At 61.1% G+C, this 14201-nt stretch carries 12 protein-coding genes; 8 read left to right on the forward strand and 4 right to left on the reverse strand.

Annotation, left to right across the window (positions count from 1 at the left end):
* The first annotated feature begins 110 nt into the window (after positions 1-110).
* The 3 genes from ACP146_RS17720 to ACP146_RS17730 all read left to right on the forward strand — a co-directional run bounded on the left by ACP146_RS17720 (position 111) and on the right by ACP146_RS17730 (position 4883).
* Positions 111-2189 carry a TRAP transporter large permease subunit gene (locus ACP146_RS17720; RefSeq protein ID WP_422368077.1) on the forward strand — a complete coding sequence of 693 codons (2079 nt, stop codon included), beginning with the start codon at positions 111-113 and terminating at the stop codon, positions 2187-2189.
* A gap of 167 nt (positions 2190-2356) precedes the next feature.
* Complete coding sequence (gene araD / locus ACP146_RS17725) at positions 2357-4096, forward strand: L-arabinonate dehydratase (protein ID WP_422368079.1); 1740 nt, start codon at positions 2357-2359, stop codon at positions 4094-4096.
* A gap of 64 nt (positions 4097-4160) precedes the next feature.
* Positions 4161-4883, forward strand: a complete 723-nt coding sequence (locus ACP146_RS17730) for a ribonuclease activity regulator RraA (RefSeq protein WP_422368080.1) — start codon at positions 4161-4163, stop codon at positions 4881-4883.
* 291 nt (positions 4884-5174) lie between these two features.
* Here the strand turns inward: ACP146_RS17730 and ACP146_RS17735 are convergent, their stop codons facing one another.
* Genes ACP146_RS17735 through ACP146_RS17750 form a run of 4 tightly spaced genes read right to left on the reverse strand, consistent with a single transcriptional unit; the run spans position 5175 to position 7756 of the window.
* Positions 5175-6173 (reverse strand): energy transducer TonB, encoded by a 999-nt coding sequence (locus ACP146_RS17735; RefSeq protein WP_422368081.1) that lies wholly within the window; start codon positions 6171-6173, stop codon positions 5175-5177.
* Positions 6170-6574 (reverse strand): ExbD/TolR family protein, encoded by a 405-nt coding sequence (locus ACP146_RS17740; RefSeq protein ID WP_422368082.1) that lies wholly within the window; start codon positions 6572-6574, stop codon positions 6170-6172. The genes ACP146_RS17735 and ACP146_RS17740 overlap by 4 nt, the downstream gene beginning before the upstream one ends.
* Positions 6575-6582: 8 nt before the next feature.
* Positions 6583-7023 carry an ExbD/TolR family protein gene (locus ACP146_RS17745; protein ID WP_422368083.1) on the reverse strand — a complete coding sequence of 147 codons (441 nt, stop codon included), beginning with the start codon at positions 7021-7023 and terminating at the stop codon, positions 6583-6585.
* On the reverse strand, positions 6965-7756 hold the full coding sequence (locus ACP146_RS17750) for a MotA/TolQ/ExbB proton channel family protein (RefSeq protein ID WP_422368084.1): 792 nt from the start codon (positions 7754-7756) through the stop codon (positions 6965-6967). The genes ACP146_RS17745 and ACP146_RS17750 overlap by 59 nt, the downstream gene beginning before the upstream one ends.
* Before the next feature lie 73 nt (positions 7757-7829).
* On the opposite strand from ACP146_RS17750, the gene ACP146_RS17755 reads away from it, so the two are divergent.
* The 5 genes from ACP146_RS17755 (at position 7830) to ACP146_RS17775 (ending at position 14102) form a co-directional block, all read left to right on the forward strand.
* Positions 7830-8543, forward strand: a complete 714-nt coding sequence (locus ACP146_RS17755; RefSeq protein WP_422368085.1) for an RNA polymerase sigma factor — start codon at positions 7830-7832, stop codon at positions 8541-8543.
* A gap of 126 nt (positions 8544-8669) precedes the next feature.
* Positions 8670-9653, forward strand: a complete 984-nt coding sequence (locus tag ACP146_RS17760) for a FecR family protein (RefSeq protein WP_422368086.1) — start codon at positions 8670-8672, stop codon at positions 9651-9653.
* 156 nt (positions 9654-9809) lie between these two features.
* Complete coding sequence (locus tag ACP146_RS17765) at positions 9810-12128, forward strand: TonB-dependent receptor domain-containing protein (protein WP_422368087.1); 2319 nt, start codon at positions 9810-9812, stop codon at positions 12126-12128.
* A 116-nt stretch (positions 12129-12244) separates the two neighbouring features.
* Positions 12245-12478 (forward strand): hypothetical protein, encoded by a 234-nt coding sequence (locus ACP146_RS17770; protein WP_422368088.1) that lies wholly within the window; start codon positions 12245-12247, stop codon positions 12476-12478.
* Between the two features lie 118 nt (positions 12479-12596).
* Complete coding sequence (locus ACP146_RS17775; RefSeq protein ID WP_422369671.1) at positions 12597-14102, forward strand: PepSY-associated TM helix domain-containing protein; 1506 nt, start codon at positions 12597-12599, stop codon at positions 14100-14102.
* Positions 14103-14201 lie beyond the last annotated feature (99 nt).

Raw genomic sequence — 14201 nt, forward strand, 5'->3', positions numbered from 1 at the left:
GACGTCTGATGTCTTTCGGCTGCCGACCTGCCTCTGGAGCACAGGCAGGCTGCCTCTCCCAACCCGGCGTCGCCCGCATCAGTACGCCGGACCGGTAAGGTCTCCCCTCTATGAGTCACCCAACGGGAACGCTTCAAGATACCGACATTGAGATCGGCGCGGATGACCCTCTGCACGACGATACGTCGTTGCCGCTGGCGCGTTACGGGATCGTCGATCACATCAGCCACTTCTCGGGGCTTTGCGTCTCGGTACTCTACATGGTCGCCGCGGGCGCGACGCTCTGGGAAGTCGTTGCCCGCTATGTCTTCCATGCGCCGACGCAATGGGCCTTTGAAGTCGTCATGGTTCTCTGCGCGACATCCTGGATGATTTCGTCGGGCTACGTGACGCTGAAGAAGCGGCATATCGGGATCACGGTCTTTCATGTTCTCGCGCCAGACCGGGTGCGCTGGTGGCTTGATCTCTTCGCGATGCTGGTCGGCATTGCCGCCCTCTTTCTGCTGCTGACGGATGCCTCGATCCGCGCCTTTACCGCGGTCGACCATGTGGAGCGGACCGGCAGCGCCTTCAACTCACCGATGCCCATGATGCTGAAGGTTCTGCTTCTGCTGGGCACCATCCTTTACCTGACCCAGTTGACGGTGAATCTTTACCGTCACTTCGACTCGCCAGGCTGGCGCGTTGCGGTGAAAACCCTCGGCGCCTTCATGGCCTTTTACTTCGTCTCCACCCTGGCGGCCCACTACGGCGGCGCCGACAGCATGCTGGGTCTGCCCCAGAGCTTTTTCAGCGGTATCGCCCAGGCGCTTGACCCCAGCCAGGTGCTCGACATGCGCGCCTATGACCTGGGCACGGTTTCCTTCGTCATGGTGCTGCTGCTGGTCGCCCTGATGATGACCGGCATGCCGCTCGGCATCGTCACCCTGATCGTCTCGGTTCTGATGGCGATCGCTTTTTTCGGTCCGCGCGGGCTCTACCTCGTGTCCACCAACGCCACCGGCCTCCTGGACCACTATACCCTGGTCGCGATCCCCTTCTTCGTGCTCATGGCCTCCATTCTGGAGCGTGCCGGGATTGCGGAAGACCTCTTCGACGCCATGTCGATTTTCGCCGGCAACCTGCGCGGCGGCGTGGCCGTGCAGACGGTTGTCGTCGCCGTCATCCTGGCGGCCATGTCGGGCGTCATGGGCGGTGAGATCGTCATGCTTGGCCTCGTGGCCCTGCCGCAGATGCTGCGCCTGGGTTACGACCGCAAACTGACCATCGGGTTGATCTGCGCCTCAGGCGCCCTGGCGACCCTGATCCCGCCTTCCATCATCATGATCGTCTACGGCTTGTCCGCGGAAGTGGGGATCGGCGACCTCTTCATGGCCGGTGCCCTGCCCGGCATCATGCTGGCCACCTTCTACGCGCTCTTCGTCCTCCTGCGGGTCAACCTGAACCCGAAACTCGCCCCCACCGCAAAGGAAGTCGAGGCGATGACGGGGACCAGCAACAAGCTTTCCCGCGCGCGCATGAACGCGGTCCTGCTCTGCATCCTGCTTATCGGCTCGGTGATGGGATCGATCTACGGCGGCATCGCTTCGGTGACCGAGGCCGCCGCCGTGGGCTGCTTCGGCGCCATTGTGGTCGCCGCCGTGCGTCACGAAATGAAATGGCCGGTGCTCCAGGCGGCCCTGCTGGGATCGATGACCACGGTCGGCACGATCATCTGGCTGATCCTGGGTGCGGTCTCCTTTGTCGGCATCTTCAATCTGGTCGGTGGCGCCGCGTTCATGCGCTCCCTGTTCCTGGACCTCGGGCTGCCGGCGATGGGGGTCATCCTGGTGATGATGGCGATCCTCGTCATCCTCGGCACCTTTATGGAATGGATCGCCATCGTCTTCATAACAGTGCCGGTCTTCGCGCCGGTGGTGATGACCCTGGCGCCCGAGCTGGGATTGACCGAGGAAGAGGCGAAAATCTGGTTCGGCGTGCTTTTCGTGATGAACATTCAGATCTACTTTCTCTCACCACCTTTCGGGCCGGCCTGCTTCTGGCTGAAATCAGTGGCGCCGAAAGACATCAGCCTCCAGGAAATCTTCGTTTCCGTCCTGCCCTTCATCGGGTTGCAGATTATCGGCCTGGTTCTGGTGATGACGTTCCCGCAGATCGCCCTCTGGCTGCCCCAGGCCCTGGGCGGATGACGATAAAGACAAGGAGGTCCAGATGATCGGGCGCGACAGTGAGAAGGATATGAACGCCTACGGCCTCTGGCCCTGGGCCGGCGGAATTTTCGTGGCTGCCGTACTGATTGGACTAATGTTCGTATTGGCCCGGGGTTTTGCCTGATACGGAAGATGGGATTGTTGCGGTGACTGGAAAGAAAAAGACTTACAACGACCTGCGCAGCGCGCGCTGGATGGCGCCGGACGACTTCCGCTCCTTCGGGCATCGGTCCCGCACCATGCAAATGGGTTACGCGCCGGATGATTGGAGCGAAAAGCCGGTCATCGCGATCCTCAATACCTGGTCGGATGCGCAGCCCTGTCACATGCACTTCAAACACCGGGTCGAAGACGTCAAGCGGGGCATCTTCCAGACCGGCGGCTTTCCCATGGAGCTGCCGGTGCATTCCCTGTCGGAAACCCTCCTGAAGCCGACCAGCATGCTCTACCGCAACATGCTGGCCATGGAAACCGAGGAACTGCTGCGCTCTCACCCCATCGACGGGGTCATCCTGATGGGCGGCTGCGACAAGACCACACCGGGCCTGGTCATGGGTGCGGTTTCCATGGGCCTGCCCTTCATCTACGTGACCGCCGGACCGATGCTGCGCGGAAACTACCGCGGACAGGTCCTGGGCTCGGGCACCGACTCGTTCAAGTATTGGGACGAGCGCCGCTCCGGCCTGATCTCAAAAGAAGAGTGGGTCGGCGTCCAAGGCGGCATCGCCCGCTCCTATGGCCACTGCATGACCATGGGAACCGCCTCGACCATGACGGCGATCGCCGAGGCCCTGGGCCTGACGCTGCCGGGCGCCAGTTCGATCCCCGCCGCCGACGCCAACCACCAGCGCATGTGCGCCGCGGCCGGGCGGCGCATCGTCGACATGGTGTGGGAGGATCTGACACCGGATCAGATTATCACCCAGGCTGCCGTTACCAACGCCGTCACCGTGGCCATGGCGACCGGCTGCTCGACCAACGCCATTATCCACCTTATCGCCATGGCGCGCCGCGCCGGGATTTCGCTGGATCTCGACGCCTTCGACAAGATCGGCCGGACCACACCGGTCATCGCCAATATCCGCCCCTCGGGCAAGGACTATCTCATGGAGGACTTCTTCTATGCCGGCGGTCTGCGCGGGCTCATGAAGAACCTCTCCGACAAGCTCGACCTGTCCACACTCACCGTGACGGGCGAGACACTCGGGAAAACCCTGGAGGGCGCGGAGGTCCATAACGACGACGTCATCCGGCCACTCGACAATCCGGTTTACCACGAAGGCTCCCTGGCGGTGCTCAAGGGAAACCTCGCACCCGACGGCGCGGTGATCAAACCGGCGGCCTGCGATCCGAAGTTCTTCAAACACAGCGGTCCGGCCCTGGTGGCGGACAGCTATGCCGAACTGAAGGAAATCATCGACGACGAGACCCTCGACATCGGCCCCGATACGGTTCTCGTGCTGCGCAATGCCGGCCCCCAGGGCGGTCCCGGCATGCCCGAATGGGGCATGATCCCGATGCCGAAGGCGCTCCTGAAAAAGGGCCATCGCGACATGCTGCGGATTTCGGATGCGCGCATGTCCGGTACCTCTTATGGCGCCTGCATCCTGCATGTGGCGCCGGAGGCATACATCGGCGGACCGCTCGCGCTGTTGCGCAGCGGCGACATCATCGAGGTCGATATACCGGAACGGTCCCTCAACATGCGTGTATCGGAAGCCGAGTTACAGCAACGGCGCAGTAAATGGGCCGCGCCCAGCCCGCGCTATGGCCGCGGCTACGGCTGGCTTTTCACTAAGCACATCGAGCAAGCCAACGAAGGTTGCGACTTTGACTTTTTGAAGACCGAATTCGGCGCCCCGGTAGACGAACCCGAAATCAATTGAACCTGCCGGCCGTCGCAAGACGACCCTGCCCGCCCGAAACCGATGCAATACGGGATGATCCCCCATGACCGAAAACGCTCTCTCCCCGGCAACCCATGCAAAGCTGATGACGGTCTCCGTCGCGACCCTGGCGACGGCGCTTTTCAAACGCGGCCTGCGCAACCAAACAATACAGGACGTGCGCCCTCTGCGGCCGAGCGGCCGCAACATGGTTGGGCCGGCCTTCACCCTGCGCTACATGCCGGCGCGCGAAGACCTGAACCAGCTGGTCGAGTTCCGCAACCCCGATCATCCGCAGCGCAAGGCGGTGGAAATCTGTCCGCCCGGCGCCATCCTCGTCATGGACAGCCGAAAAGACCCGCGCGCCGCCTCGGCAGGCGACATCCTGATCACCCGCCTGCAGATGCGCGGCGTCGCCGGCGTGGTAACGGACGGGGGTTTTCGCGATGCCATGAGGATCGCAGAGCTGGATATCCCGGCATATCACAACCGGCCCTCCTCACCGACAAACCTGACGCACCACCAGGCAATCGACCTCAACGTGCCGATCGGCTGCGGCGATGCCCCTGTCTTTCCCGGCGACATCCTGGTCGGCGATGACGACAGCGTCATCGTGATTCCGGCCTACCTCGCCGACGAAATCGCGGAGGAGGCGAGCGAGATGACGGCCTATGAGACCTTCGTCATCGAACAGGTGAAAAACGGCGCCAGCATTGTCGGCCTCTATCCGGCCACCAAGGACGAAAATCTCGAGGCCTTCGCAGCCTGGCGCAAATCGAAGGAGTGATCGTCCGGCCGGCCGCGGACCGGGCTCTGCCGCCAGGTCTCAAGAAGGGCTGATAGGTGAAGGAAATGGTGGGCGTACCTGGGATTGAACCAGGGACCTCCTCGATGTCAAGGAGGCGCCAGTGTTCCTAGAAACGGGGAATCAAGGGGTTACGTGGGCCAAGGTCTGCCCTCACCCAATTCCGATGAGCCGCCAGGACTGCGTGACACAGATTTAGTCTCCCGAACCCCTATATTAACTTCGGAAGGATGTAACAGCGCCACCGACGGCTGTTCGCGAGGCTTCCCCGCGCTATCTCAGAAAGAACTCGACGGGGACGACAAGTTCAAGCTGGGCACCGGGCATTTCATCGGGCATTCCCGGTAAGGGCCGGGCGCGTTCGATCATGGCCGTCACTTCCTGATCCAGCAGCCTGTGACCGGAGCTCTCCTGTATCCGGTACTCAAGCACCTGGCCTTCCCGATCCATCACCAGATAGAGCAAGGCCGTGCCCTGCTGCTGGCGCCGCTTTGCCCGGCGCGGATATTCCTTGTGTCTCTGCAGCCAAGCCAGCAACTCCGCCATGTAGTCGGTCACGGCAGCCGGCGAACCCCCTGCACTCCCGCCACTGCCGCTGCCGGCATCGCGGGTCTCCTTGGTGCCCGACTTGCCTGCCGATCCCGCCGGCATGGCAACATCGGTGCGTGTCTCCGTGGGCAAACCAACTGGCCTGTCTGCTCGCTCGTTTGTTCTCTCAACGGTCCGCGCCTGCTCAACCGGCACGGCCGGTGCCGGTTGCGGTGGAGCCGGCTGCAGTGGGGCTGGTTTGCGGCTCGGCCGCGGCGGAATGAGGACGGGGCGGGCTTCCACCGGAAGCTCGGATGGGGCGGTTTCGACCACATCCACCGCCTGGACAGCGGCAACCTCCTCCGGCTCCACGGGCACATCCGCACTCTCGGAAAAGTCCATGACCGGCACCGGTTCAGCCTCGACGGTTTCGACAACATCATCCGCGGTTTCGGTATCGACGGGCACCGGATCGGGCAGGATTTCCGCTTCCTCGTCGGGGATCACCGCCGCGGTTTCCTCGGGCACCCCGGCGGGTTCGGCTTCCGGAAGATCGCGGTCATCCGTACTGGCGCTGCCCGGCGCACCGCCCGCAGGGCCGAGCGCAACCTCGATACCGCCGACCCCGCTGCGTACGGCGCCGCGCTCCGGCGGCAACCACAAGAACGCAGCGGCAAGGCCGGCGTGCAACAACAGCGCGACCGCAGAGGCCAAAACCCAGTGCCGCGCGGTAATCTGTATCACTTGCCGCCCGCCACGGTGAGAAGCTGCACTTTCTCGACCCCCGCCTCGCGCAGTACTTCCATCACCGCCACGACGCGCAGGGCCGGCGCCTCACTGTCTGCCTTCAGCCGGATCTTCATACCCTCCCGGCCGGCAAGGCGGTCGGCCATCGCTGCCTTCAGGGCGGCGTCTTCGAGGATGACGCCGTCCAGCGCGAGCTGGCCTTCGGCAGCAACCTGAACGACCAGTTCCTCGACCGCGACCTGGCCTTCGCCCAGCGATTGCGGCGGTACGATCCTGAATGGGTCCGCAGCGGAAAACTGCCCGGCCAACATGAAAAAAATCAACAGCAGGAAAACGACATTGATCAACGGCAGGATCCGCTCGTCGTCACTTCTGCTTTGGCGTGATTGAAAGCGCATGGTGTTCGCTACCGGTCCCGGACCAGGGAAAGGTTGGCAGCTCCGGCCAATGTCAGCCTGTCGAGCACCTGGACAGTCTGTTGCAGGGAAACGCCCCTTGCAGGCTTGATCACAACACGGCGGTCCGGCGCCTGCGCAACCCGACGGCCGACCCGTTCAGCCAAGGCATCCAGCGAAAGCGTCTCGCCGGCCAGGCGCAGCCGGTCCGGCATCACCTCAACCAAGAGCGCACCCTCCATCGGGCTCGCACTGCCGGCCGGGGCCGGCGCATTGAGTGCGATCGCCCGCCAATCCAGAAAGCTCGAGGCCAGCATGAAAAAGATCAACAGGATGAAGACCACATCGATCAGCGGCGTCAGACTGACCAGGGACCGCCGCCGCGCCTTGTTGCTATCGGCCAGCCGCCGCTGAGGCGGCAGCGAAGCGGCCCGATGCATAATTCTGTTCATCTTCGACCTCGTCGACGAAGTGACCCGATAGATCCTCGGTGAAGACCTGGGTCACGATGCTGTCCATTTCATGCGCCAGGGCGTCGACACGCCGTTCCAGCCAATTGAGAAGCACGACGACCGGGATCGCCACGGCAAGACCAACGGCTGTCGTCAGCAGCGCCTCCCATATGCCGCCGGACAGGATCGACGGGTCCACCTGACTGCCCGCCTGCTCGAGCTGACGAAAGGCCTCGATCATGCCGAGGACGGTTCCGAAGAGACCCAAGAGAGGCGCCAGCGAGGCGATCACTTCCAGCGGCCGAAAACCACTGCGCAGCGCTTCCAGGACATCGCCGCCGAAACGCAGAACCTCTTCGCGCACCATGCTTTCATCGATGCCGCGCCGCTGCCCGCGGATCGCCCTGGCAACAGCCTGTGCCACTGGGCCACGCGCAGCCGCCACCTGGGAAAGCGCCGCGTCCGACCGTCCGGCGCGATAGAGGCGCAAGGCTTCACGCGCTGTGCGGCGTTCGCCGACACGCAGGGCGCGGAACTGCCAGATCTTCAAAACCACAATCGCCAGAGCGACAACCGACATGACCAGCAGAAGGGCAACAACGGGACCACCCGTCTGAAGCAGGTCCAAAGCCCGCTCAGCCATGCCGGCAGATCCCTCCGATGCAACTGCATCGGCTGTCAAAACAGCGGTATCGGGCCCTGCCTGCGTGGCGGACTCCAGTTCGTCATTCATCGACGTGGACCTCAATCCTGTAAAGGCATCTAGACAGCACAAAGGGCCCGCAGAACCGGGCAAAATCGTGCGAATGAGAGTCATTTTCAGCACAATTCAGCCGCCCTGGCAAGGCGCTATCCGTCCGCTAAGGTCAAACAGCACGCGCCACGATCATCATTCCCGACGGTCCCGGCGACATGGCACCGGCAAGCCAAAATCCGGCCAAGACCACTCCGCAAATCAAATTGCGAACCGTTCTCAATTAAGCTACAAAGCAGAGGCAATCCTTACGGAACTCCGGGCTTCGGTGCGACAAAGCGATGTCAAACGGTTCTATTTCGAGCATGGCGAAGAGCTTCAACGCTATCTGACCCGGCGGTTGAACTGTGCGCAGACAGCCGCCGATCTGAAGCAGGAGGCCTTTATTCGGCTGATGAACGGCCAACCCGCCGAAGCACTTGAGAATCCCAGAGCCTACCTTTACAGAATCGCCTCCAATCTGGTGGCAGATCACTTCCGCGGTGTGAAGTTCGAACCGCGGATCGTGGCCTCTGGGTTTCGGGACACGGTCCCGGATGAAAGGCCGGGCCCCGAACGAGCCATTCTCGCACAAGATGAAGTACGCAGCCTGAAACTGGCCATCAACGACCTGCCCCCGCGACAACGCGAAATCCTAATGCTGCACAAGTTTGAGGGCCTGAGTTATGGCGCGATCGCAGAACGGCTTAACATCTCAAAGAACACGGTAATGGTGCATATGATGCGGGCCCTCGCCCGCTGCAGAGACCGCCTCTCCGAAGAATAACGCCAAAAACCTCCAATCCGAGTAATGGCGCCATGGCCCGACTACGTCTTATGCGATAGGAGCGGCACAGCGGCTTAGGAAGTTGTCGATGCAAGTAAAAGACGATCGATCAATGGGCGGCGGCAATTGACAAACAAGAAGGTCAGACAGGCAACAAAGGATGCCGCGACGGAGTGGTTTGTTCGACTGCGCGATGATCCGGTATCCGACAGCGACAGAGCCGCCTTTGAGGCTTGGCGCAATGCCGATCCCGCCCATGCCGATGCTTATCGGGAGATGGAAAGGCTATGGCGCGGGCTGGACCAAGTCGACCACCAAAGCAGCACGGCCAGAGTTATCCAGGATACCCGCGGCGCGAAGGGGGCGAGAAGGCCCGCGGTGCGCCGATACGCCACTAAACGGTTGGCCTTCGCCGCCTCTGTCGCCGCAATTGTCGGTTTTAGCGCCTATGGCTTGACCCCAGCCGGCCTGTTCGCCGAGCACCGGACTCAGGCGGGCGAACAAAGTGAGATCACCCTGGAGGATGGCTCCGTCTTGCACCTTAACACGGCGACTGCCATTTCTACCGAATTCACTGCAGACAAAAGGCAGATCACCCTACACAGCGGCGAAGCTTACTTCGAAGTCGCCAAGGACATCAGCCGCCCCTTCGTCGTGGATGCCGAAATCGGCCAGGTCGAGGTCCTAGGCACCGCTTTTTCGGTGAAACGTAGGGACAACCGTCTTGAGGTAATCGTAACCGAAAACAGGGTCACCGTCTCCGGTCAGGAACACAGACCTGCTGTTGCAGCAGCAGGCCAAGGTGTCCGCATCACGGAAGCCGGGCTGACGTTCCTGGCTCATACCAACACCGAGACATCGCTCGCCTGGCGCCGGGGTCGGCTGGTCTTCGACAACAAACCGCTTGGTGAGGTTCTTGCGGAGTTAGATCGTTACCGGAAGGGGCGCATCGTGGTTCTGGATAGCGCGCTCAAAACCCTTCCCGTGACTGGCTCCTTTGCCATTGACCAGGCCGACAAGACGCTGGGAACCATCGAGCAGACACTGCCGTTGCGGCTGTTGCGGCTGAGCGATCTACTGGTCGTCGTCTACGCCGACCCTCCGCCATAGCCGATACAAAGAACGAAGCCCGACAGGCGATACCTTCCGGCGCAGGAAAGTTTTTTTGCCACCCGAAGTAATGGTACCTACGCATTCCCGCGTCCTCTCACATAGAGAATGCAATTAAGACGCATTTGCGTGAACTACTGGAGGCCGGGGGAAATCATGAATACGCGTGCTTGCGTACAGGCGATGGCTATTCTACTAGGCCTTGGGGTCGCTTCGGCGGCTCAGGCTTCAGCACAGGAAACTGAAGTCCGGACATTCGCAATCACGGGTCAGCCGCTTTCCTCAGCGCTGCTCAAATTCGCGGAGCAGACCGGCCTGGAGCTCCTGTTCGACGCCCGTATCGCGGCAGGAAAGACTTCCCCCGGCGTACAGGGCGACCATGCGCCCGAGCAGGCGCTTCGCCTTCTTCTTGCCGAGACCGGCCTTCGTTACCGCTTCACCAGCGCCGGGGTAATCACTCTGGAGGCTGACACGACAGAGCAAAACAGCGGTCCGCTGCGATTGGAGCCAATCGTCGTAGAAGGTGAGAAGATCGGCCGCACGTTGCGTGAAACACCGGCAAGCACTGTCGTCATTGGACCGGAGGCCGATACCCCGCTAAGCCGTAACAGTCGCGATGCCATTCAGGGCATTCCCAACGTCCTCGTCGAAGACAACGCAAACGTGCCGTCGATTCGCGGCATTGACGGCTCAGCCGGACAAACTGGCGGCGCGGCGCTCTCCACAGGCGCTCAGCCGAGGGTCAACATTATCGTCGACGGCGTACCAAGACCCCTGACGATCGGTGCGACACCAACGATCAACAGCACCTGGGACCTTGAGGCCATAGAAGTAGCCCGCGGCCCCCAGTCCACCACAACAGGCCGCAACTCACTGGGCGGCGCGATACGCGTCTCCACGATCGATCCGTCTTTCGACTACGAGGCTGCGGCCCGGGGAAGTTACTTCGATCAAGATGGCACCGTGGGCGGCGCCTTGATGGCGAATCTTCCCATCCTGGAAGACCAGATAGCCGCGCGCTTCACAGCGGAGAGATCCCATGGAAAGACCTATGTGAACGTCGTTGAGCCAGCGGTGGCCGCCGTCAGAGACGACATCGAGTCCGAAGACTACGCGCGCTATCGCGGCAAGGTATTGATCACGCCGAACGCGGCGGAAGACCTGGAGTTGCTGTTCTCGGTAGACCATTCCGAGGCCAAGCGACTGTTCCGCCCTTTGGTCGACGCCGATGCGAATGACTTCGAATCGTCCAACTTCACGTCAATCAACTCTATCAGCGATAATGAACAGACTGTCTATGCCTTCAATCTGACTTATTCGATCTCGGATCAGTTGGAGTTTGAAGGCCGGGCCGCCTTTCTCGACAACCGTTTTGACATTCCTGACACGACTCCCCTTTTTGACTTTAGGCAGAATACCGACACGATCACGTCCGAGGCCCTGTTGCGCGTTCGCGATTTCGGCCTCCTGGACAAAGGAGTCTTCGGCGTCGCGTTTGAAAACCAGCGCGACGATGCCACCAACGAAGTGGCCTTTTTTCCGCTTGCGTTGGATGCTGAAATCAACAATCTCGGCATCTTCAGTGAACTGGAATTCGACCTCGCTGAGGCCGGGCTGCCGGAAGGTCTGACCATGATTGCAGGTGGACGGATTGAGTTCGACAGCCGGGACCGTTTCCTTGCGTTTGCCGGCGCAGGCACGGACACGACGGTCGAGGAGACGGCCTTCATCCCCAAAATCGGCCTTCGCTACGATATCTCGAACGCCGTCACAGTCGGCTATACCTATTCGGAAGGCTTCCGGCCCGGCGGTGTCGACTTCGATCTGTTCAATCCCGTCGGCGGCGTTGTCGAGTACGACTCGGAACGCCTGCGTCAGCACGAGATTTACACCCGGACAAACTTTCTCGACGAACGCCTGACCGTCAATGCCAGCGCTTTTTACTACACCTTTGTCGACGCTCAAACTAGCGGCGCAGCAGCCGGGACCGCCGGGGCCATCGGCCTGTTCGGCAATGTTCCAGAAGCGAGAGGCTTTGGCTTAGAGTTGGACGCTGCCTTCGAGATCGTCGATGGCCTTACCATGAACGGTGGCATCGGTCTCCTCGACACCGAGATTACCGATGCGGGGCCGAACGTACCCCAGTTTGAGGGTGAGGATCTGCCGCAGGCCCCTAACCTTACACTGAACGGCGGCCTGTCATACATCTCAGACCTTGGCTTCGACGCATCGATCAAGGCGCGCTACGTCGACTCAAAAACAGTCAGTCTCGGATTCGATGAAAGCGACAGCTACGTCGTCGTCGATCTGGCCGCGGGCTACGCGTTCTCACTAAGCGATGACTTCGATTTAAGGATTGATGCTTTTGTCACCAATCTGACCGACGAACGCTACGTCGTCGATCCAAACGACGGGCTTACAGAGGTTCTGGGGCGCCCCCGAACCATCGGTGTCGCCGGGACCATAAGGTTTTGAGGATGCCGGGATTCATCAGGAAAAGAGGGCAGAGCCGGCGCGAGGGTTTCGGTGCGCAAGCCTGGGCTTACAGGCACTCAATTGCACTACGCTGGGTGCTTGCCGGCCCCGGGGCGATGACCGGCGCCATCGCCATAATGGCGGCAATGCCTATATGGCTTCCCGTAGGTTCGGCCGGGATCGATCATCTGATTCTTCCCTTGATATTGTTCCCGGCGCTCTGGGCGACTCTGTTCTTCTACACGGTTCTGGAAAACAGCCTGCCGCGCGCAGTCTTCGTCATGCTTGCGATCATCGGAGTCAACATCGCCGCAGCGTTCTGGATGATCCGGTTCAGCGGGCTCAGTTGAACATGATTGCCAATTGCGAGGAACCTAATCCGTGATCGAACTGTCGAAAGACAAAACCAAACGCCTTGTGGCGGTTCACGGTTGGTCGGGCATACTGCTGGGCCTCGCCCTCTACGTTGTGATACTGACAGGTGCCGTCGCTGTCTTCGCCGATGAAATCGGAGCATGGTCGATCGGCGACGCCGAGGCTGGCAACCCCTTCGCTTCGCCGCTCGATGCCCCATTGCGGAAGATGGCGGAGGACGTTGCGGTCGAGTATAGGGATGACGTCGATGTCTACTACAATTCGGCCGGTCACATCGTCGCTTTCTTTCATACCCACGCTACCAACCAAGTAGGACAGCTCGACGACAAGGGCGTAATGTTCGAGTTCGACCCAACCACCACCAAGATGGTCTCCCGCCGCGAAGGATTTGGAAGCGAACTCTACGGCGCCGACCCCGCCGGCGCTCTCGACAGCTTCCTGGTCGATCTGCATGTTCGGCTTCATCTGCCCGACCCCTGGGGGCTCTATCTCACCGGCATTCTGGGGTTGATGATGACCGCGGCGGCTGTGTCTGGATTCCTTATTCACCGCCACCTGATAAAAGACCTCTTTGTCGCCCCAAGGCCCTCAAACCTAGTGCTCTTCGCCCGAGACCGGCATGTCTTGGCAGGAAGCTGGACCCTGCCCTTCGCCTTTGTCTTGGCCTTTACCGGCTCATTCTTGAGTTTCGCCGTATCGCTTGGGCTGCCGGTCGTCGGCGCGACTGCCTTTGGCGGAAACCAGATGGCCCTCTTCGAGACACTGTATGGCCTGCCAGACTATGAGGATTCGGGCACAGCGCCATTGGTCGATCTTGACTCGGTCACGGCACGATCCACGGAAATCGCCGGATCTCTGCCAACCGGTCTTGCCATCCATCACTGGGCGCGCGCCGATGCCGTCGTGCAACTGTATCACCCGCCTGCCGCCGGTACTTTGCGCGGCGTGAAACACAGCTTTGAAGGAAAGACCGGCAGGTTCTTGGGGAGCAAACCCGACATCGGCACGGCACCATCGATCGGCGACACGGCCTTCGGGCTCATGTTCGCGCTGCACTTTGGCGACTTTGCCGGAACCGCGTCTAAAGTCATCTGGTTCTCGCTTGGCCTAGCCATGTGTTTTCTGACGGTGACCGGCCTACAGCTTTGGCTGCGTCGATACGAGGACCAGCCGCTATGGCGCCGCTTTGGCCGCGCGCTAACAATTTTGGTCTATGGGCTGCCCATCGCGATGACCGGCGCCGGCTATGCCTATTTCCTCAGCCTGAGCACAAACGAGACGCTATTCTGGACACCCATAGGTTTTCTTGTCGTGGCAGGCCTCGCTATCGCAATCGGCCTCGCCGTCAGAAGAGACTTGGCACTCAACCGAGCCTACAGGCTGATGCTCGGTGCGGGCCTGATCGCTCTCCCGCTGCTTCGCATGTTATCCGGCGGGCCTGCCTGGCCCGAGTTATTGGCCATGGGAAACACCGCTGTGGTGTCGTTCGACCTCTTGCTGATAATTGCCGGTACCGGCTTCGTGATCGCCGGAACAGGGCTGACGAAGTCGCATAGGAGAGCACGCTACGCCTCCAAAACACTTTCCGAGGAACCATGACCGCGTGCATAACCCTGGCAGCCATCGCCGTGAGTCTACTGGGAATTGCTTACCTCTCAGCAACCGACCCAAAGCGCCGACGGTCATTCAAGTTGCAGC

This window comes from Pelagibius sp. (assembly GCF_965249265.1).
Classification (GTDB): domain Bacteria; phylum Pseudomonadota; class Alphaproteobacteria; order Kiloniellales; family Kiloniellaceae; genus Pelagibius.